Source organism: Coleofasciculus sp. C1-SOL-03 (assembly GCF_040220555.1).
Classification (GTDB): Bacteria; Cyanobacteriota; Cyanobacteriia; order Cyanobacteriales; family Coleofasciculaceae; genus Coleofasciculus.
Genome location: NZ_JAVJUO010000213.1, coordinates 1 through 20,715 on the forward strand (window position 1 = coordinate 1; position 20,715 = coordinate 20,715).

Below are 20,715 nucleotides of genomic sequence, written 5' to 3' on the forward strand. Positions count from 1 at the left end.
TTGCCGATCGCCTATTTTTTGGGTAACACTGGATCAGGTAATCACAGATCAGGATTAAATCCTGCATGGTTCCTATTGGCATTCTTCTCAAACGGCGCATTTAATTATTGCTGATTGGGGAAGAGGTAATTAGACCTGCAAAATTGATTAGGTTAATGTGTAGGTATGGGTTTAGGGATTAACTTTGATAGTTCATACTAACTGAAATACAAAACCCGCCCTGCCTATAAATGTCATGAATAAGATTATATTGATTGACCAACGAACGGATTAGAGGGCGGGTTTTGACCTACATGTTATCGACAGTATCCAAAGTGAACGGCTAAACCCGCCCCTACAGGGGATTTGTCGGAGTAGACATCCACAGTTTTAGATTTGCCGATCGCCTATTTTTTGGGTAATACTGGATGAAACAATGGCATATAAGGATTAAACTATGCTCATATTTTTTATTCACGGTGTTGCCACGTCCAACGTCAGATATGCCGAGCCACTACAACGTCTCATTCAGGAAGAGTTTGATCAACTAGGAGAATCTCGTCCTCATTTTTATTCTTGTTTTTGGGCAAATGTTCTAAAGGATGTTGGCAAGATATGGAACTGTATTCATCAAGACTTGCAAGAACTTAGGAGAGAATATCCCCAAACTAGCCCAGATGATATTTTCCGTTATCGAGAATTTCGCGAAGGATTCCTATCAGAGTTCGGTGGAGATTTTTTAAGTTATCTAAATCCTGAACGAGGTGCTGCTATCAGAAATCTGATTGCTCAACAGCTAGCCGATTTTCTGACCAAGAATCCTGAAGAAACAGAACTCCATATCATTACCCACTCGCTGGGAAGTGTTATCCTATGGGATATCTTATTTTCCGAGAGATTCAGCCCTGAAGATCCAGCTCATGATATTCGAGCTATGATTCATGGCTTGAGCGAGTCTGGAAACATCAGAAAAGTACATCTCAAGAGCATAACAACAATGGGATCACCCATTTTATTCCTGAATATGATGTTAGAGGTTAGTCCAGACAAACTTAAACAATTTGCCAATCGTTATCCAAACCAGCCGCTAAGATGGCGCAATATCATTCATTCCTCAGATTTGATTGCTTATCCGCTGCGATCAAGCTTAAATCTCCAACCCTCTGATAACCTTTATTTTCGAGATGAATATATCTCGACTGATGCCAATCTAGCTGAAAAAGCTGCCCGTGCTGTTGGTCAACTTGAAGCAGCACTGGCATTAGGTGTCGCTGATGCTCATGGTTCTTATTGGCATTGTTCCCAAACTGCTAATATAGTTACGTCTAATATTCTGGGGAGTCAAGGAATTATCCGAGATGTGATTAATCGTTTATATAAAGTTCGCGGCATGACCAAGAAAATGTTGGATTTTACCAAAGATAGTCCGATCGATAGAAGTTTACAGCCGCTCAATTTCACAGATAGTAGTGGAATCCTATACCTCGTTGTCAATCCTATTCAAGTGCATCATGTTTATGTTTATGATGATAAAAATGACTGTAAATTTGCTGGATATGTTGGTTGGATGGATACTGAGGGATTAAAACAAGAAGTTGAATGGATTAAAATGAATTTGTGCCAAGTCACGGAATAATCCTTACCCTAAGGATAAACACTCAGGAGCGCTAAATGACACAACGCCATTCTCCAGGGGGCAGGTTAGCCACAAGATCCAATGATAACGATGATGACGAAGATCTATTTGAGTATTTCTATGATGAGCCAGGGAGTTTACCGGGAACCTTAAGCATTGATGAAGATGCTTGTCCGTCATTCATCGTTCTGATTGACTACAACGAAAGCCACGCCAATCGTGTAACCAATTTAACCGCAGACGCCTGTACTCCTTACCTAACAAGTGACTCCGTATCTTGGCTGGATATTCAAGGGTTAGGCAGTGAAGATATTTTATTAGGCTTGGGGCGAATTGTAGGGTTACATCCCTTGCTATTGGAGGATGTGGTTAATGTTCCGCAGCGTCCCAAAGTGGAGGATTACAGCGACCAGTTACTAATTATATCCCAGATGGTCATGCCTAAACCCACAGAAGATGGGTTTTGGATTGAGCAAGTGAGTTTTGTCTTAGGGAAATCCTATTTGCTAACATTTCAGGAGGAACCAGAACGGGATTGTTTTGAACCAGTACGCGCTCGAATTCGGGGACATAAAGGTAAAATACGGCAAGCGGGTGCGGATTATCTGGCGTATGCGCTCTTAGATGCGATCATTGATGGGTTTTTTCCGGTACTGGAAGACTATGGGGAACGCATCGAAGCGTTAGAGGATGAAGTGATTCTCAACCCTAATCACCAAACCCTGGAGAAAATTTACCAGGTTCGGCGGGAATTACTGGCATTACGCCGTTCAATTTGGCCCCAACGCAGTGCGATTAATGCATTAATTCGCGACGGTAGCCATTTGATTAGTTCAGATGTTCGCATTTATTTGCGGGACTGTTATGACCACACGATTCAGGTACTTGATATGGTAGAAACCTATCGGGAATTAGCATCAGGTTTAATGGATGTTTACTTGTCCTCCGTCAGCAATAAAATGAATGAGGTGATGAAAGTCTTGACCGTAATGTCAACGGTTTTCATTCCCATCACCTTTATCGCTGGGGTTTATGGGATGAACTTCCAATATATGCCAGAATTAACCTGGCGTTGGGGATACTTTATCTGTTGGGGCGTGATGATCGCGATCGCGGCGTCTTTATGCTTCTTTTTCTGGCGTCGCGGCTGGTTCGAGGATTCTCGCTTTGCCAAACATGATTAAGGTTGAGTGCTGACCACTAATAACAGATCATGGGTTTGCTTGCTTTTGTTTATTAATTCGGAGTCTTGTAATTTATGGATTTTGTGACAGAATTACCCCGAAATATATTAGTTTTAACCGTTTATTTTATTGTTGTTGCCTTAGTCTTGAACCAAGCATTTCAGTCCTTAGATAAGCTGGTAAAATTTGAAGCCGATGCAGCTTATCTAAATCAAGAGTTATCAAAATATCAACTACAGGATTTTCTAGTCGTAAAATTTTCCTTTGCCGATAAATACGAATTGGATGAACTGAAACGATTATCCATGAGTATTGAAAATAAATCCAAAGATGTTTTCGTAGAAATTGATTGGAAACAGTGTTTTATCAGTGATTTTGATAAGCGCATTCGGCGAGCCATCCGCGTGATTCCCGGCAAAAATGAGGCAGCCTCTCAATCACCGAGTACAATTCTGCCTGGTCAAACCCTAAAAGAAGAGATTAGCGATGAAAAGATCGGGGCTCCTCTTTTTGCCCCTAAAAACCTACAAGCAGCGGCTGACAAAAACGACTATTTTTACTTGCGTTTATTCTTAAAGATATCGGAAGCAAATACAAAAGGACGTACCTGCAACCTACGCTGTCAGTTCATCGCCAAAAATCTGTCCTGGCAAAAAGCACTGGTTCTCGCCTTACAACCTAAATAATTAGGGGTTGCTGAATGAGTGTTGTGGTGAGGGGGAGCTGGGGGAGATGAGGGAGATGGGGGAGATGGGGAAGAAGACTTCCCGATGGGAGTGATCGCACGCTTCTACCTTATCGGCGATTAAAATAGATCACTAAGGAGAGAGTCGGCGCAGGTGGTTGCGGATTTACCCTAGCGGTGAATCTGAGGAAAGTCCGGGCTCCCGAAAGACCAAACTTGCTGGGTAACGCCCAGTGCGGGCAACCGTGAGGATAGTGCCACAGAAACATACCGCCAATTCGTTATCAGTCACCAGTCTTAGGTCTAGAACCAAGGACATCAGACAAAGGAGATAAGATGAATTGGTAAGGGTGCAAAGGTGCGGTAAGAGCGCACCAGCAGCATCGAGAGGTGCTGGCTCGGTAAACCCCGGTTGGGTGCAAGGTCGTTAGGAACTACGGTTGGTCTTTTACCAGTTCCTGCTTAAAGAGCCGCTAGAGGCGTCTGGTAACAGGCGTCCCAGATAGATAACCACCCTCCTAGTAATTTAGGAGAACAGAACCCGGCTTACGTCCGACTCTCTCCCTTCTCGTCATGGACTCCTCCCCATACATAAATGACAGGGGGTTCCGTCTATCCCCTTACTAATCCGTTGTTTCGATGACCATTGACCCCAGACGACAAAAACAACTGCAAAAATTGGTGCAGAAGCTCGGATTACTTGACAATGCGCCCGTTCAATGGAATTGGCTGGATTTGGCGCTAACTCACCCCAGTATGTCCCGTGATATGAACTATGATCAGTTGGAGTTTGTCGGGGATGCGGTGGTGCGAATGGCTGCCTCAGAGTTATTATTTGAAACCTATCCCAATGCTTCAGTCGGTGATTTTGCGGCAATTCGTTCTGTGTTGGTGAGCGATCGCGTCTTGGCTCAATTGGCTCAAGAGTATGGACTGGAACGATACTTGCTCCTAGCTCCCAGCGCAGCGGCTGATCCTAGGGGTGAGATGTCACGGCTGGCTGACGCCTTTGAAGCGATAGTCGGCGCACTCTATCTGAGTACCCACACCTTAGAATTAATTCGTCCTTGGCTTGATCCTCATTTTCAGCGATTGACTGAAGACATTCTTAAAGATCCTGTCCGCCAAAACTATAAAGATGCTCTGCAAGAATGGACTCAAGCTCACTATAAATCTTTACCCGAATATCGCCTTACTGAAACCAATCCCATTGAGGGAGACGAGAATCGTTTTACTGCCCAAGTTTGGTTTCAAGGTCAACAATTGGGTGAAGGACAAGGACGCTCTAAAAAAGCGGCAGAACAAGCCGCCGCTAAAGCAGCTTTGGCTACAGTGATTGGTGATTAGTCCTTCGTCATTTGTCCTTCGTCATTAGTCCTACTCGCTCCCGAAAAGAAGCAAGCTACGTCATCGTGACATCAGGGTGAAAAAAAACGATAATAGTGAAACCCGCCCCTACAGATTCAAAATTGCTATGAAGACTAAAATTGCCGTATTGGGAGCAGGACGCTGGGGTACGCATTTGGTGCGGAATTTCGCGTCACATCCAGATGCCCAACTGGTAGCGGTAGTTGATTCCTCTAGGGAACGCCTAACTCAGCTTAAAGAACGGTTGAACCTGAATGATAATGTGGTTCTAACAGACAATTGGCAATCGATACAATCCCAGATAGAGTGCGAGGCGGTGGTGATCGCGACGCCGGCGGTGACTCATTATGCCTTGATTCAAGATGCCCTACAGCAAGGGTTTCATGTGCTAGCCGAAAAGCCGTTGACACTCGATGCGGCTGAATGCCAACAGTTGTCTGATTTAGCCCGTCAACAGCAGCGCCAATTGATGGTAGATCACACCTATTTATTTCATCCGGCTGTTGAGCAGGGTAAAGCGGTGGTGCAATCGGGGTGTTTAGGAGACTTGCGCTATGGCTACGCGGCTCGGACGAATCTAGGACCTGTGCGTCAGGATGTCGATGCACTGTGGGATTTAGCCATTCATGATATCGCGATCTTCAATACCTGGTTAGGCGAACAACCGGTGCAAGTTCAAGCCACGGGACGAGTGTGGTTACAACGGCAAGAGGGATCTGTAGGGGCGGGTTTAACGGATAATGTCACTCCACCCGCCCTTCTTCAGGAACATGATTTAGCCGATTTTGTTTACGTTATTTTGACGTACCCAACGGGTTTTCAGGCATATATTCACTTATGTTGGCTCAACCCCGATAAACAACGGCGTCTGGGGGTAGTGGGGAGTCAAGGAACGTTGATTTTTGATGAGATGCAAAATGATGCGCCCCTAACGCTTCAGCATGGGTATTTCGAGCAAAGTGGAGACGTGTTTACGCCTGCGGGTTTGCGGCGGGAAGTCATCGAAATCGAGCGTCGTGAACCCTTGGCGCAAGTGTGCGATCGCTTTTTGCAGAGCATCCGCGATAATCAACCTGTATCAGTCTCTTCCGGCTGGGTAGCGGCTCAACTGGTCAACATTCTCAGTTGTCTATCCCAGTCTCTCCACCAAGGAGGAACACCGATTAAGGTTCCCCAGTTAGCGGAATGACAGACAACTTAAAAAATTGGGTCGGCTGTGGGGTGTCGGGAAAAACTTTCGACCTCAATTTTCTCTGTTAATAAGCGTGTCTTCTGGATTATCTTCAGGAAAGACAACATCTTCATACAGCAAAGACATAGGGAATCGGAAATCAACGCTAGTTAAATACACCTCTAATTAATCATTGAAAATGTTTCCTTTAAATATGAATATAGTAAACTATTAATCCGTTATTAATTCGCCATTAATCTCGTCAATTTACTCCTGAGATTGAGGCAATCATGTTGATAGTTGAGCGGGCGGCTCACTGTCAAGTTGCTCATCCGTATCCTGTCCCTTTGTTTCGACAAGGGGTAAGCTAATAGTTACCGTCGTTCCCTGACCTGATCCAGCACTAAAGAGCGTAATTTTCCCTCCCATCAATTCGATCAAGTTGCGGGAAATCGCCAAACCGAGACCTGTACCACTGTACTTGCGTGTGGTTGAGCCATCTACCATGACAAAGGGACGAAAGAGTTTAGACTGTTGCGCCGGATCGATGCCAATTCCTGTGTCTTTAACTGTGACAACAACTTGTGCAGGAAGCAACTCTCCAGTTCCCTGATTTTCAGTGATTTGCCCATTGCTGGAACGATTGGAAACATTAGCAACTGAGGTAGAATCATCAGTCTTTACTAAGGGTTGGGTCTGTTCAGTGGCTGGTTCAATCCGGGTACTGACTGTAATGCTGCCCGAATCAGTAAATTTGGCTGAATTGCCGATAATATTAATCAGGACTTGTTTCAGTTTGGCGGGATCGGCAAGAACGGGAAGTTTTTCATGCAAGTCTTTTGTATTGAATTCGAGTCCCTTCGATTTAATCGAGATTGCCTGTAAGTGGATGACTTCATCCAGCAGTTGACGTAGATTGATCCGTTCAATTTCAACGGCAAGTTTACCTGACTCAAGTTTTGCTAGGTCTAAAACATCGTTAATAATATTCAGCAGGTGAATAGCCGCTTCATCGGCTCGTTGTAAAAAGTCGAGTTCTTCTTCGCGATCATCACAAAAACCATCTTTGACCAGACGCAGGCAACCGATAATACCATTGAGTGGAGTTCTCAATTCGTGAGATGTTGTAGCCAGAAACTCATTCTTAAGCTGGTTGGCGGCTTGGGCTTCTTTCCAGGCAGATTCGAGTTCTTCTGCCCAATGTTTGAGGCGATCAAACATGCCATCAAGGGCTTCGGCTAATTGGTTAATTTCTCGAATTTTGAAGGTATGAGGAATGCGATAATTCGAGTGAAGCTGGGATTCATGCAGGGCGCAATCTCTGAGTTTTTCTAAGGGACGGGCAAGGTCACGGGCAATGTATAGCGTGGCTAAAATACTGGCAGCAATTAAGCCACAGGTGAGGATAAACAGAACTTGGCGGATATCCTGAAGACCGCTCAATGCACTTTCTAAGGGGGTAACAGCCAGAATAATCCATTGCTGGTCAGATTGATCGCTAATCGGACTTTTAATCGCTGTGTAGCCAGCCAGGTATTCCTGACCATCCTCTCTAAAGGCAAGATGGATAAAGGACTCACGACCGGCGATCGCGTCTTTCACCAAACTCTGCAGTCTGGCAGAATCGAATTCTTGGTTGATATTCCGTCCCACTTGCTGGGCGATGGGATGCACCAGAATCTTACCTGATTGTGTAATTACCCCGGGTTCGCCAGAGAGTGAACCGGGTTTGATAGATTTGGACTCGAGTAAGGTTGAGCATAAGCTCAAAGCATATTGGAGTTGACCCTCGGCGTTATAAACGGGCGCACTCAACAGAATCGGAAGTTGAGCTTTGTTTGAGGTGGTTTCAGCTTCGGTGTTAGCAGGGGTTGAGGGCGATCGCGAAGGTAGCACTGTGACCTCTATTTGAGACGGATCTATAGAGAACTCACCTTCCTGGCTAGACCATTGTGATATCACTTGCTGGCTGACGGATAAGGATTGATCACAGGTACTGCTCACGATATCTTGAGTCTGGATATCACTTAACTGCACGCAATTGATCGGAGTGGGAAGTTGTTGAGCCAGTTGGTTGATAAATTGTTGATAGGCTGTTGATGACTGAGATTGCAGCACTATGGCTTGGCTGGCAGTCAGTAAGTTGGCTTTTAACGCTGAGATTTTTTCTTGAATGCTTTCTCCTTTCCTCGCAGCGCTTTCGGTCAAATTTTGCCGTGCTGTGTCTAGAAGCGTTGAGCGTGCTTTTCGGTAGGTCAGATAAACTCCTAAAAGCAACACTGGCACGCTGAGTAACAACAAGCGTGACAGCAAAACACGACGAAAGGAGGATTGACCTGGCTTAGCCATAAGATACGCTGGTGTGATTGCAGACGAAAAGGTGGTAGAAAGAGTAATCGTTAATACAGTTTACGAGTCACCGAGTTTCCTTGAAAACCCCTTATCTCTATCCTAGAACGATTCACAAGCTCTTTCGATTGTTTTGATAGAGTGGCAGATATACAGATAATTATTGGGTTAATTGCTTAGACAACTATGCCGGAAACGTCTGCTATCAATCGACCCCATACCACAGTGGTTCTGGCAATGAGTGCCGATGGCAAGATTGCGGACGTGACGCGATCGCCTGCCCGATTCTCATCGCCTGCGGATCAAGCCCATCTGGAAAACCAGGTGGCATTGGCTGATGGGGTGTTGTTCGGTGCAGGGACTCTCCGGGCTTATGGTACCACCCGTAGTGTCTCAAATCCCCAGTTACAGCAACAGCGTCAACAACGGGGCTTACCCATCCAACCTGTGCAGATTGTTTGCTCCCGTCTAGCTCAATTCGATCCGCAATTAGGCTTTTTTCGCCAAAACGTGCCGCGTTGGCTGTTGACGACAGAGGCGGGGGCTAAATCATGGCAGGATGAGTCTGATTATTTTAAGCGAATTTTGGTTGTGAATGCCTCTAACGATGGGATGAATTGGCATGACGCTTATCAACAGCTAAACCAATTGGGCATCCAACGGCTTGCCGTCTTAGGAGGGGGTGAATTAGTGGCGTCTCTATTTGCTGCTGATTTAATCGATGAACTCTGGTTCACGGTTTGCCCCCTGATTTTAGGAGGTGCAGCCGCCCCAACGCCAGTGGAGGGGTCTGGATTTTCGCCGCAATTGGCGAAGCGTTTAGAACTTTTGGCGGTTGACAGGATTGACCACGAGTTATTTCTGCACTATCGGTTGTTGAGGGATGGGGGAGATGTAGAGACGTTGCATGCAACGTCTCTACTAGGGAAAACAACCAATATTAGTCCCTAAACCCGCCCCGACAAATTCACGCACCATGCCCTCGAAGGTCGCGAAGGGTCAGTCAAAATAAACTCTGCTATGTTAACTTATGTAAATAACCCCTCAAGCCCTTACCAATGACAAAGGACTAATGACAAATAACAATAACGATCCTCACCGTTCATTTTAACCCATGCCGATCTAGACCTAATTATAGATTTTCCCCATGGTTCACCAACCACAGACTGACTATTCCGTTACCTGGGTTAACCGGATCGCTGATATTCCCCAAGCTGCTTGGGATGCCCTAGCCCAACCCCTGAAAACACCGTTTCTAGAATGGGACTGGTTAAATAATTTAGAAACATCGGGAAGTGCGACATCTAAAACCGGGTGGTTGCCTCATCACCTAACGGTGTGGCGAAACCGACAGCTTATGGCGGCGGCACCCTTGTATATTAAAGGTCACAGCTATGGAGAATTTGTCTTTGACCACCAATGGGCAGATCTATCCCATCGCTTAGGCGTTCGCTACTATCCCAAACTGTTAGGAATGACGCCATTTACCCCAGCAGGCGGTTACCGATTTTTAATCGCCCCTGGCGAAGATGAAGATGAACTCACCGAGATCATGGTGAGTGCCATTGACCACTTCTGTGGGGATAACCGAATTAGTGGTTGTCATTTTCTCTTTGTTGACTCTGAATGGCGACAGGTGATGGAACGCCATGGTTTTACAAGCTGGTTGCATCACAGTTATATTTGGCAGAATAAAGGGTTTAGTAGCTTTGAGGATTATCTGAGTATCTTTAACGCCAACCAGCGCCGTAATATTAAGCGGGAACGTAAAGCGGTGACTAAAGCCGGACTGCGTTTGATTCCTTTAGTCGGGGATGATATTCCCAAATCCCTATTTCCTCAGATTTATAACTTTTATAGCAGCACCTGTGATAAATTTTTTTGGGGGAGTAAGTATCTGACGCGCAAATTTTTTGAACAGTTGTATCCCGACTATCGCCATCGCGTGGTATTGGTGGCGGCTTATCGAGACGATGATCACCGACATCCCGTGGGGATGTCGTTTTGTATTAATAAGGGTGATCAGTTGTATGGGCGCTATTGGGGTTGTTTTGAGGAATATGATTGCCTGCATTTCGATGCGTGTTATTACACCCCGATAGAATGGGCGATCGCGAATGGGATTAAGATGTTTGATCCAGGTGCTGGAGGACGCCATAAGCGGCGACGAGGATTTCCCGCGACACCGAATCACAGTCTGCACCGATTTTATAATCAACGCCTGATGCAAATTTTGCGCCACTATATTGGTGAGGTGAATGAAATGGAACAGGAAGAAATCGACGCAATTAATAACGATTTACCGTTTAGCAAACGAGACATTCAATTTTTGGTTCAGGATTGATTGTCACGGGATGATGCATGATGAAAGTATCCCAGTTTTTAACCGAACCTCAGTACAATTGGCAGGGGTCTTAATTTTCCAATTGCCATAAGATGCTTCTGCCTCCTGCCCTCTGCCTGCTTTAAACGGTCTAAACACGATACTATTCAAGAAGGGACGCATTGAGCCAAGACAAGATGAACCAAACAGCAGAAGACCTGCGTACTATTGATGACAAACTGTCTAAACGGGAAATTGAACTTGATCCCGGTGGATATTTTATTATCTACCTCGACCGGGATGCACGGTTAATTTGTGCCAAACATTTCACCAATGTGATTGATGATCGCGGTTTAGCCGTTGACCCCGAAACCGGTAAACCGATTCCCGCACGAGGTAAGGTGGAACGCACGCATACTCAGGTGTTTACAGGTAGAACCGCCAAGGAACTTTGTGTGGTTATTTTTGAGCAAACCCAGCCCTGTCCAGTCACGATGTTGGATCATGCGGCTTATTTAGGACGGGAGTTTATGCGGGCTGAGTATGCTTTAATTACGGGACAGGAGTATGTTCAGGATTAGTGCCGGAACAGGGAACAGGGAACAGGGAACAGGGAACAGGGAACAGGGAACAGGGAACAGGGAACAGGGAACAGGGAACAGGGAACAGTAAAAAATGACAAAGGACAAAGGACAAATGACCAACTTAACCAGAGAAGCCCTGATAAAAGAAGTAGGTTGCCATCGGTACTATTGTGGCGACAACCAGTAAGACAACAACCCAGATGGTTGAGTTTTTGGTGTCCGTTTCTTCGGCACTGGTAAATGTGCCTTCAACCTGAACCGTTTCTTCGACAACCGGAGGACCGGGGTCAGGTTGACCGGATAGAACAGCCACTAAGCGATCGCTAGCCTCTAAAAAAGACTTATTGTACTTGTTACCCTGCCGTAAGGGGGCTGTCATTGTTTCCGAGGCGACACTCTCGGCGATGTCGTCGGGCATGATTGACTTGACGTCTTCCCCGGTAACAATGGCAGTATTATTCGTCACAGTATCGATTAGCAGTAAGGTTTGATTCGCTTGGGCTTCCGGTGTCGGATACCATTTTTTAAATAGGGCTTTGGCAAAACTGTCTACGGTTTCACCGTAGTCTAAACGGCGAACTGTCACAAATCTGACTTCCTTGCCGGTTTTCTCGGCTAAGTCTTCCAAGTTTTTGCTCAACTTGCCTTCACTCAGGCGGCTGAGGACATCAGCCTGGTCAATCACCCACGTTGGTTCACCCGCGTTGACGTTGGGCATTTGGTAAACGCCTGTGGCGTTGGCAGGTGTAGCTACCAATCCGCTAACTAAAACGCCCAGTAATAGCGGTAGTATTAGACGTTTCAGGTTTTTGTATAGTTGATTGAAGATTTGTCTCATTTACTGACTCTTGAGATGACTGTTTTTTTCAAAATACTACACTCTAGTGAACGACCGACATCTAGCTCATGTCTTGACATATAACCATAGTTGTGCAAGCTAGATTCCTGATTTCTCCAAGAAGTCAGGGGTTTTGGTCAGTGGACGCAGATGATGATTCGCGCCGATTACTCCCTAGAGACACGGCAGTGTTATATCCTTACGCTATAACTAATTTGATGAAGTTTTTTAAAGGTCTTCCCAGATTGTGCCATGGGATTACCCCTCTCTGCTTACAATGTTAAGTCAGGTATTTTTGTAAACATTCAGAATGAGAGGCAACATCTAGATGGCAGATGCAAGAGATATGGAAATGGTAAAACCCTACGCGGGAGACCCTTTTGTGGGTCATTTATCGACTCCGATCAGCGATTCGGCGTTTACTAAAGCATTCATTGGCAACCTGCCAGCGTACCGCAAAGGGCTATCCCCATTCCTGCGAGGTTTGGAAATTGGCATGGCTCATGGTTACTTCTTAGTGGGTCCTGAAGTTGTGTTTGGCGCACTGCGGGATTACCCAGAAGCCCGTTATCTAGGCGGCTTAGTCACTGCTTTGGTTATCGTGCTACTGGGAACCGCTGGAATGGCAGCTTGGGGATTAGTCTCGCTCAAAAGCGCTGCCGAAAGCGCTCCGGGTACAGAACGACTCAAAACGTCTGAAGGCTGGAGCGAATTTGCAGGTGGATTCTTTGTTGGAGGTATGGGAGGCGCTTTCGTGGCTTACTTCCTCCTAGAGAATTTTGAGACTGTGGATGCCATTTTCCGGGGTTTTGTGAATAACTAACCCATTGGGTTCGCTCATTGAGTAATATTTGTCTTGAACTCTTGTAAATTTAGATAGGACAATTTGACATGACCGGTTCTTATGCAGCTTCGTTCTTACCGTGGATTCTGATTCCTGTCGTCTGTTGGCTGATGCCTGCTGTACTGATGGGACTTCTGTTTATCTACATCGAAAGTGACGCCTAACAAAGGAGTGTGTCAACCTTGAGTTGATGAGTCGTGTGGGTGGTTGTTCGCATTGTGAGCGAAACACCCACACGACAAAGCTACATTAATGGGGAGAGTTTAAAGTCCTGTCTCTTGGTTTAGACTTTGGATACAGTGACTTGAGATGATTTTCCCACATTTGTTTGATTACTTGACCCAAATAAAATAAGTTATCAATTGCAGCAGATTCTGAACCAGGGAGTAAATCATCAATATGCTGATGGTTCATTACCTGCTCAATCGCGGCAATATTATCTCCGAATAGTGCTTTCCACTGCTCGTAAATTTCTAAATTAAAGGCTTCCGATAAAAAAATATCCCCCTCATGTTCAACCAAGTCAGGTAAAAAGACTTTGGTGAAGGCTAAAGCAACTTCAATATTAGAGACTCCAGCCAGATAATCCTAGAGAGAAAAATCAGCGCCGTTAATATCATGTCCGGTGGAATACTTACACTATCGGTTGAGACAAGGCAGAAGACAAGGCAGAGGGCAGAGGGCAGAAGGGAAGGAGGATTGTAATGCGAGCATCTGGCTTGCTACCTATTCCCAATTTAAATACGTGACAGCTTAACCTTCCAGTCCAGTGTCCAAGTAAACTTATTGCTGAAAATATGTTTTGCAGTTTACTTATTGCGGTATTCTTTTGTTTTATTTCCTTTAATTTTTACTGCTCAAATTAACATAATTGTATTGAAAAATATTTGTAATGCCATCCTCTAATAAAGTGTAGTATACTATTGTTGAAAGTCAATCTGCTTTCATTCAAGATTCATCTCACCGTCAAATCGAAGATTACGACGGGAGCATTTTTACCGGATCTGGTTAAATCATGACGTAAGTTACACAAGGAGTTTTCATGAGTAACACGAGTAACTTTCGCCAAGCCATGCGTAATGCCCAGGGTCAAGCCCTAGTCGGACCCAATGTCATTGCCAACGCCCTGCCCTATGTCGGCGGTGGATTGGTTTTAACGGCTGTCGGGACTTATGGTGGTTTGAATGTCCTTGCCACCAACCCAGGGTTATTCATGCCTACCTTCTGGGTTGCCCTGATTGCTGAATTAGTCCTATTCTTCGTCGCTCGTGGTGTGGCGGAGAAAGGCAATAACAGTGCAGCATTGCCTCTGTTGGCAACCTATAGCCTGCTATCAGGCTACACCCTCAGTGGTATCGTCTTTGTTGCCCTCGGCACGTCAGGGGTAGGGATTCCAGGAATTGGCATCGCCGCCCTGGGTTGTGGTGTCACGTTTGTCGCTGCCCGTCAAATTGGCTCGAATCTCTCCGACCAAGATGGGATGGCGTTAACCCAAACCGTGCAACTGGGTATCATTGCCTTGTTGGTGGTGTTGGTGGGTCAGCTCGTCTTAAGCTTTTTTGGCGTCTATACCCCGAGCTGGCTAGAAATTGGCATCTCTGGGATTGGCGTTTTACTGTTTGTCGGGGCGGCGGTGGTGGATTTTTACATCTTGCCCCGCACCTATCGCAATGATCAGTATCTGCCAGCCGCATTGTCGATGTACTTGACCTACATCAACCTGTTTATCTTTATTTTGCGGTTGCTGATTGCCTTTAATCGCGACTAATTGACTCACCTTATCCCACGCCTTTTTAAGCGTGGGATATTTGTCATTGGTCTGATGTAATTAAATTTTCTGAGTAAAATTGAAAAAGGGTAGTAAAGTACCAGAACCAAGAAACATGGAAGTTTTAGAGATTAAACGCGAAGTCGAAACCTTGTCCCTTCGCCTGGGAAAAACCCAGGACTATCTTTGACGTACCTGCACTGACTGCCAAAATTAAAGACTTAGAGCAACAAGCGGCTCAACCGGATTTTTGGGATGACCAAACCTTCGCTCAGCGAACCCTGCAAAAGCTGAATGACCTGAAATTGAATCTCCAGCAGTACCAGCAGTGGAAAAGTAATCTAGAGGATGCGAAAGCGGTTCTGGAATTGCTGGAATTGGAAACCGATGAAGGATTGCTGCAAGAAGCTCAAACTAATGTAGTCAAGCTGAATCGCGAACTTGACCGTTGGGAATTAGAACAGTTACTATCGGGTCCCTATGACGCCAATGGCGCGGTACTGGCGATTAATGCTGGGGCGGGCGGAACGGATGCCCAAGATTGGGCAGAAATGCTGTTGCGGATGTATACCCGTTGGGCAGAAAGCCAAGGGTATAAAGTGCAGTTGGCAGAACTCTCAGAAGGGGATGAAGCGGGGATTAAGTCAGCCACCTTAGAAATTCAGGGACTCCGCGCCTATGGCTATTTGAAAGCTGAGAAAGGAACTCACCGACTGGTGCGAATTTCTCCCTATAACGCCAACGGGAAACGGCAAACCAGTTTTGCTGGGGTTGAGGTTATGCCCATCTTGAACGAGGATGTAGACCTAGATATACCTGAAACGGATTTAGAGATTACCACCTCTCGTTCTGGGGGTAAGGGCGGTCAAAATGTCAACAAAGTGGAAACCGCTGTTCGGGTGAAGCATATTCCCACAGACATTGCCGTGCGCTGTACCCAGGAGCGATCGCAACTCCAAAACAAGGAAAAAGCCCTCGCCCTGCTGAAAGCCAAGCTATTGGTAATTGCCCAAGAACAACGCGCCCAGGAAATTGCCCAAATCCGAGGCGATATGGTTGAAGCCGCTTGGGGAAACCAAATTCGTAATTATGTCTTCCATCCTTACCAATTGGTGAAAGACTTACGGACGAATGTGGAAACCACAGGCGTTGATGATGTCCTGAATGGGACGCTTGATCCCTTTATCGAAGCCTACCTGCGTCAGGAAAATCAATTGACGTAATGAAAATGGGTGTGGGGTGTCGGGTGTGGGGTGTCGGGGCGGGGAGAGACTATTATCGTTTCTTGATCACCCAGATGCGACTAAACCCGCCCTGACCAAATTTTGAGTTCTAGAATTCCCTGTTCCCTGTTCCCTGACAAATGACGAATAATCACGAATAATTACGAATCTCAATTTGTTACATTCTGTAAAGAAAGGCGATAAAATAGTTTTTAGCGTCAAATCACCATTACTGATGAGTCAATCCTCAACACCTCCAGATACAGCGAAGCCGCCGTTTGCTGAACAGCCAACACCAGCCAACGCCGCTTTGAATGAACCGAAACCTAGTTACGTGAAATTAGCCATGCGTAACATGGTGCGTAAAGGAGGCAAATCCCTACAACACTTTTTTCTAACCACTGTGGGTCTATTAGCTGTGCTGATTGGTTTAGCTTACCTGACTCGTTAACGTTCCCATAGCTCATCTCACACCAGAGGCGGCACAAGTGAATATCGAACTAATAGTGCAGGATTGTTTCTTTGAAGCCTCCCAGTCAGCGACTCCGGAAGCGAATTCCCTGACGAATCCTATTTCCACCTCTACTTGGGAACATTGGTTCAGCCAATGGCTAGAAACACTGCACCTAGAGAGTCCGCCAGCGCCGACGTATGAACTGACACTACGCCTGACTGATGACCCAGAAATTCAGGAACTGAATACTCAGTTCCGCCACAAAAATCAACCCACTGATGTACTCGCCTTCGCCGCATTAGAGGTAGACTCGCCTCAGATACCTCCAGACATGCAAGCGGCTGAATCAGTCTACCTGGGCGATTTAGTCATTTCAGTGGAAACCGCTTATCGCCAAGCCCAACACCAGGGTCATCCCTTAACAATAGAACTGGCTTGGTTAGCAACCCATGGGTTGCTACATCTTTTAGGGTGGGATCATCCGGACGAGGAAAGCTTGCAGCGAATGCTAAACCAGCAGCAGGCTTTACTCCAGATTGTCAACTTGACGTTACCCGTATAATGACACTGGATTCAGTGTCAGTTCATCACTAGCAATGGAATTCAATCCCTATGGTTTATCACAATACTCATTCTGCTAACTCTCAATACCTAGTTCCCGGTTCCCGGTCGATAGTGCATGACTTGTCACTGCCAAACCCGCCAGAGTCCGACCCGAATCAGAGATTCAAACGCGACTTGGCTTGGTGCATTGCCCCAACCCTAATGGTTAGTTTTAAATATGCTTGGGCGGGAGTTCGCTATGCCTTTGTCACCCAACGGAACTTCCGTATTCATACCCTGATTGGCACAGTAGCAATAAGCTTGGCGATTTTGTTAAAGTTGCCGCCTGTGGAAATTGCGGTGATTGGCTTGACCAGTGGGCTAGTGATGACCCTGGAATTGCTGAATACGGCAGTTGAGGCGGTGGTTGACTTAACGGTTAAGCAGTCTTATCATAAGCTGGCAAAGGTGGCCAAAGACTGTGCGGCGGGTGCTGTTCTCATTTCCGCGATCGCAGCCCTACTCGTTGCTGGCTCTCTACTCTTACCGCCCTTGGTGACTCGTATTCTGTTACTGATACGTTAAGCTATTTTTTTAACTTAAATTACAGTGTAATGGTTTGTCGTGGTTAGGGTAAGCTACCCAGGAGTGTAAATTTTGATTGTTGTCATTGATAACTACGACAGTTTTACCTATAATCTGGTGCAGTATCTAGGGGAACTTGGGTTCACATTCCCGATTGCCACGGATATTCAGGTTTACCGCAATGACCAAATTGACCTAGATCAACTGCGCCAGTTAAATCCCGATGGGATAGTAATTTCCCCAGGACCCGGACGCCCGGATGATGCCGGGATCTCTTGTGAGTTAATTCACCAACTTGGTGCAACTGTACCCATCTTAGGCGTTTGTCTGGGTCATCAAAGTATTGGTCAAGTCTTTGGCGGAACCATTATCTCCGCCCCCCTGTTGATGCATGGCAAAACCTCGGAAATTTACCACACAGGCGTCGGTGTGTTCCAGAATTTGCCCAATCCCTTTATCGCCACTCGATATCACAGTCTGGTAATTGAACGAGACACCTGTCCAGACGTGCTGGAAATTACCGCTTGGGTGGAAGATGGCACAATTATGGGGGTGAGACACCGGAACTATCCCCACCTTCAAGGCGTCCAATTTCATCCAGAGAGTGTTTTGACCGATTGCGGTAAACAGTTATTGCAAAATTTCCTCGTTTCTCTTCCAGCATCGACTCAAAACCCGATGGTTCTAGCTTAAGTTTGAGGAGTATTGATTAACTAACGATGAAACGGCGACAGTTGATGCGCTACGTGGGTGCAGGGGTGCTTGGCACTTTGGCAACGACATTGGCTTCACAATTTCAGTCGGCTGAGGCGCAGTCGGCGAGTGGAACGTTGACAGTTAAGTGGTTAGGACATACCTGCTTTTTGTTTACAGGTGGAGGGATGCGGATTTTGGTGAATCCGTTTCGGACAGTCGGCTGTACCGCAGGTTATCGTCCACCGAAAGTGGAGTCGGATTTGGTTTTAATTAGTTCTCAGTTGTTGGATGAAGGGGCGGCTGAGGGATTGCCAGGAAATCCGCGTATCCTGTTTCAACCGGGAGTTTATCAAATTGGGGGGATTCGATTCCAAGGAATTAGTATTCCTCATGATCGCTACGGGGGACGCCGATTGGGGAATAATGTGGCATGGCAATGGCAGCAAAGCGGGATTAAACTGCTCCATTTAGGTGGCGCAGCTGCACCGATTGAAATTGAGCAGAAAATTCTCATGGGGCGTCCAGATGTGGCATTTGTGCCTGTGGGTGGCAGTATTAAAGCCTATAATCCGAGGGAGGCGAAAGACGCGATCGCGGTATTGAATCCGAAGTTGGTCATCCCAACTCATTTCCGTACCCAAGCAGCGGATGAAACCTGTCAAGGGGATTATGGGATTGAACCCGTGGATGAGTTTTTAACGGTGATGGAGGGAATGCCTGTCAGTCGGGTGAACAGTGATACGTTGATGTTGAAACCTTCAGATTTGCCCCAAGATGGTGCGATGATTAAACTGTTGAGTTATCGATTTTAGAGTTTGTAGTAAGCGTTGTCTTCGCTTCTGGCACGCTTCGTGCCTACTACGAACTGTTCCCCTCGCAGAAGTATTGCACTACGCACTAAGGTTAGGACAAATGAAGAAAAATTTAAATCGCTCAATCCCTTGTACGGTAAGCTTTTTTCTTCACTATTGCCTAGCGCGTAGCGCTACAACGACTCCCACCCTTGTTTCAAACTCCCGATACGCTGACAGCACCATGACTCCCAAAAAATATTCCCACCAAGGTAATAGGTTATGCTGTCCTTCATGCCAATCTTGGGAAGACTGATACAGCGTATCATAGTAACTTTCCTTCGTTCTCTCGACAATCCGCTCTAAGCTAATAAATCGCCCCACCTCATAACCCGCGTTTTCTATCCCACTACTACTCATGGGGGTGGGTTTTTTGCTACAGTCAACTATTCGTTATCTAAACGAACATTCTATTGGGACAATTGGGGGTTCAGGTAGGGGCACGGCAATGCCCATTGGTGTCAACTTAATTTCAAGAATTAACTGAACTGACTAGCGATCAAAGTTTAGATCCCCCTAAATCCCCCTTGTTAAGGGGGACTTTGAATCATTTCTGCTTTCCCCCTGTTTCGGGAATTTCTGCTTCCCCCCTTTTTAAGGGGGGTTAGGGGGGATCTCTTATTACGTCAGAGTTTCAGCCTTAAATTGACACTGATGGGCAATGCTATGCCCCTACAGGTGGTGTGACTTACTTTTACGCCTACAGGACTTTCGATCAAAGTTAAGGCTATTCCCTTGATTCCTGATCAGATAATACTCGCCAACTCTACCCTATAGGTCGGCACATTTTTCCATTATGAAGTAAGTCTAAGCGAAAACTACCGCCTCTGTCAATACCCCCAATAAGATTATTTTCCTCCCACTCGGCTTTTCACCAAATCTCCTGCATTGTTGCCTAAATTCTGCGTTAGTCGCATCGGTTTAAATCGGTTTAAATGGCGCGATCGCATTCGTCTGTTGGCTGACTTGAGGCTCACTTTTGCCAATACAGAACTTTCGCTCAAAGTTAAGGCTATTCCCTTGATTCCTGATCAGATAATACTCGCCAACTCTACCCTATAGGTCGGCACATTTTCCCATTATAAAGTAAGTCTAAGCGAAAACTACCGCCTCTGTCAATCCCCCCAATCCGATTATTTTTCCAAAACCAACTTTTGACAAAATATCCTGCATTGCCATCTAAATTCTGCGTTAGTCGCATCGGCTTAAATGACGCGATCGCATTCGTCTGTTGGCTGACTTGAGGCTCACTTTTGCCAATACAGAACTTTCGCTCAAAGTTAGGGCTATTCCCTTAATTCCTGATCAGATAATACTCGCCAACTCTACCCTATAGGTCGGCACATTTTCCCATTATAAAGTAAGTCTAAGCGAAAACTACCGCCTCTGTCAATACCCCAAATAAGATTATTTTCCTCCAAGCCGCGTTTACCCCAATCTTGACCTAAGTCAGTTAGTCGAAATCAGCTCAACTCCATTAACTTATATAAACATCCCTTAAACCCTGACCAAGGACAAATGACCAAGGACAAAGGACAAAAAGCCAATAAATTTAATCGGCAAAAATAAAAATTCACCCATCCTTTACTTAAAATTTATTCAAACAACTCCCTCTTTTCGTCTGCATCTGTGTC

Annotated in this window: 21 protein-coding genes, 1 other RNA gene and 1 pseudogene; 18 read left to right on the forward strand and 5 right to left on the reverse strand. The window is 45.9% G+C overall.

From position 1 onward, the window contains the following. Nucleotides 1–436 precede the first annotated feature (436 nt). From RIE73_RS32685 to RIE73_RS32710, 6 genes are all read left to right on the forward strand, one after another. On the forward strand, nt 437–1,615 hold the full coding sequence (locus tag RIE73_RS32685) for a hypothetical protein (RefSeq protein ID WP_446405136.1): 1,179 nt from the start codon (nt 437–439) through the stop codon (nt 1,613–1,615). 35 nt (nt 1,616–1,650) lie between these two features. Continuing rightward, nucleotides 1,651–2,799 (forward strand): magnesium/cobalt transporter CorA, encoded by a 1,149-nt coding sequence (corA, locus tag RIE73_RS32690; protein WP_446405137.1) that lies wholly within the window; start codon nt 1,651–1,653, stop codon nt 2,797–2,799. A 74-nt stretch (nt 2,800–2,873) separates the two neighbouring features. Further along, nucleotides 2,874–3,485, forward strand: coding sequence for a hypothetical protein (locus tag RIE73_RS32695; RefSeq protein ID WP_446405138.1), 612 nt, complete (start codon nt 2,874–2,876; stop codon nt 3,483–3,485). A 139-nt stretch (nt 3,486–3,624) separates the two neighbouring features. After that, an RNA gene (gene rnpB, locus RIE73_RS32700) (RNase P RNA component class A) lies at nt 3,625–4,049 on the forward strand. 74 nt (nt 4,050–4,123) lie between these two features. Next, nucleotides 4,124–4,831 carry a ribonuclease III gene (gene rnc, locus RIE73_RS32705; protein ID WP_446405139.1) on the forward strand — a complete coding sequence of 236 codons (708 nt, stop codon included), beginning with the start codon at nt 4,124–4,126 and terminating at the stop codon, nt 4,829–4,831. Nucleotides 4,832–4,958: 127 nt separating this feature from the next. After that, nucleotides 4,959–6,041 carry a Gfo/Idh/MocA family protein gene (locus RIE73_RS32710; RefSeq protein WP_446405140.1) on the forward strand — a complete coding sequence of 361 codons (1,083 nt, stop codon included), beginning with the start codon at nt 4,959–4,961 and terminating at the stop codon, nt 6,039–6,041. Between the two features lie 270 nt (nt 6,042–6,311). Here RIE73_RS32710 and RIE73_RS32715 read toward each other — a convergent pair whose 3' ends face one another. Next, nucleotides 6,312–8,372 (reverse strand): sensor histidine kinase, encoded by a 2,061-nt coding sequence (locus RIE73_RS32715; RefSeq protein WP_446405141.1) that lies wholly within the window; start codon nt 8,370–8,372, stop codon nt 6,312–6,314. Between the two features lie 186 nt (nt 8,373–8,558). On the opposite strand from RIE73_RS32715, the gene RIE73_RS32720 reads away from it, so the two are divergent. From RIE73_RS32720 to RIE73_RS32730, 3 genes are all read left to right on the forward strand, one after another. After that, on the forward strand, nt 8,559–9,323 hold the full coding sequence (locus RIE73_RS32720) for a RibD family protein (protein ID WP_446405142.1): 765 nt from the start codon (nt 8,559–8,561) through the stop codon (nt 9,321–9,323). 196 nt (nt 9,324–9,519) lie between these two features. Next, nucleotides 9,520–10,716, forward strand: a complete 1,197-nt coding sequence (locus RIE73_RS32725) for a GNAT family N-acetyltransferase (protein ID WP_446405143.1) — start codon at nt 9,520–9,522, stop codon at nt 10,714–10,716. Nucleotides 10,717–10,892: 176 nt separating this feature from the next. After that, the gene (locus RIE73_RS32730; RefSeq protein ID WP_446405144.1) at nt 10,893–11,276 is read left to right on the forward strand and encodes a DUF4346 domain-containing protein; all 384 of its coding nucleotides are present in this window, start codon (nt 10,893–10,895) and stop codon (nt 11,274–11,276) included. A gap of 124 nt (nt 11,277–11,400) precedes the next feature. On the opposite strand, the gene psb32 is transcribed toward RIE73_RS32730, so the two are convergent. After that, nucleotides 11,401–12,117 (reverse strand): photosystem II repair protein Psb32, encoded by a 717-nt coding sequence (gene psb32, locus RIE73_RS32735; protein ID WP_446405145.1) that lies wholly within the window; start codon nt 12,115–12,117, stop codon nt 11,401–11,403. Nucleotides 12,118–12,445: 328 nt separating this feature from the next. Here psb32 and RIE73_RS32740 point away from each other — a divergent pair, with 328 nt between their 5' ends. Together RIE73_RS32740 and RIE73_RS32745 are read left to right on the forward strand one after the other, a co-directional pair. Further along, nucleotides 12,446–12,940: a photosystem I reaction center protein subunit XI gene (locus RIE73_RS32740; RefSeq protein ID WP_446405146.1), complete on the forward strand. Its 495-nt coding sequence runs from the start codon at nt 12,446–12,448 to the stop codon at nt 12,938–12,940. A gap of 68 nt (nt 12,941–13,008) precedes the next feature. Further along, entirely contained in the window at nt 13,009–13,125 is a 117-nt protein-coding gene (locus tag RIE73_RS32745; protein ID WP_446372983.1) for a photosystem I reaction center subunit VIII, read from the forward strand. Nucleotides 13,126–13,210: 85 nt separating this feature from the next. Here the strand turns inward: RIE73_RS32745 and RIE73_RS32750 are convergent, their stop codons facing one another. After that, nucleotides 13,211–13,483 carry a hypothetical protein gene (locus tag RIE73_RS32750; protein ID WP_446405147.1) on the reverse strand — a complete coding sequence of 91 codons (273 nt, stop codon included), beginning with the start codon at nt 13,481–13,483 and terminating at the stop codon, nt 13,211–13,213. A gap of 520 nt (nt 13,484–14,003) precedes the next feature. On the opposite strand from RIE73_RS32750, the gene RIE73_RS32755 reads away from it, so the two are divergent. The 7 genes from RIE73_RS32755 to RIE73_RS32785 all read left to right on the forward strand — a co-directional run bounded on the left by RIE73_RS32755 (nt 14,004) and on the right by RIE73_RS32785 (nt 19,042). Continuing rightward, nucleotides 14,004–14,729 carry a Bax inhibitor-1/YccA family protein gene (locus RIE73_RS32755; RefSeq protein WP_446405148.1) on the forward strand — a complete coding sequence of 242 codons (726 nt, stop codon included), beginning with the start codon at nt 14,004–14,006 and terminating at the stop codon, nt 14,727–14,729. Between the two features lie 115 nt (nt 14,730–14,844). Continuing rightward, nucleotides 14,845–15,952 (forward strand): peptide chain release factor 2 gene (gene prfB, locus RIE73_RS32760; RefSeq protein WP_446405149.1). Its coding sequence is split into 2 segments (ribosomal slippage): nt 14,845–14,916 and nt 14,918–15,952, totalling 1,107 coding nucleotides; the frame shifts between segments, so codons are not numbered across the junction. A gap of 235 nt (nt 15,953–16,187) precedes the next feature. Continuing rightward, nucleotides 16,188–16,403 carry a DUF3285 domain-containing protein gene (locus RIE73_RS32765; RefSeq protein ID WP_446369622.1) on the forward strand — a complete coding sequence of 72 codons (216 nt, stop codon included), beginning with the start codon at nt 16,188–16,190 and terminating at the stop codon, nt 16,401–16,403. Nucleotides 16,404–16,440: 37 nt separating this feature from the next. Next, complete coding sequence (gene ybeY, locus RIE73_RS32770) at nt 16,441–16,968, forward strand: rRNA maturation RNase YbeY (protein WP_446405150.1); 528 nt, start codon at nt 16,441–16,443, stop codon at nt 16,966–16,968. Nucleotides 16,969–17,018: 50 nt separating this feature from the next. Next, nucleotides 17,019–17,534, forward strand: coding sequence for a diacylglycerol kinase family protein (locus RIE73_RS32775; protein ID WP_446405151.1), 516 nt, complete (start codon nt 17,019–17,021; stop codon nt 17,532–17,534). A 72-nt stretch (nt 17,535–17,606) separates the two neighbouring features. Beyond that, nucleotides 17,607–18,227 (forward strand): anthranilate synthase component II, encoded by a 621-nt coding sequence (locus tag RIE73_RS32780; protein ID WP_446405152.1) that lies wholly within the window; start codon nt 17,607–17,609, stop codon nt 18,225–18,227. Nucleotides 18,228–18,253: 26 nt separating this feature from the next. After that, nucleotides 18,254–19,042: an MBL fold metallo-hydrolase gene (locus RIE73_RS32785; RefSeq protein ID WP_446405153.1), complete on the forward strand. Its 789-nt coding sequence runs from the start codon at nt 18,254–18,256 to the stop codon at nt 19,040–19,042. Nucleotides 19,043–19,219: 177 nt separating this feature from the next. Here the strand turns inward: RIE73_RS32785 and RIE73_RS32790 are convergent. Next, nucleotides 19,220–19,417 (reverse strand): annotated as a pseudogene (locus RIE73_RS32790) (Fic family protein); the annotation flags it as partial. Between the two features lie 512 nt (nt 19,418–19,929). Then, nucleotides 19,930–20,085, reverse strand: coding sequence for a hypothetical protein (locus RIE73_RS32795; RefSeq protein ID WP_446405154.1), 156 nt, complete (start codon nt 20,083–20,085; stop codon nt 19,930–19,932). Nucleotides 20,086–20,715: the final 630 nt, after the last annotated feature.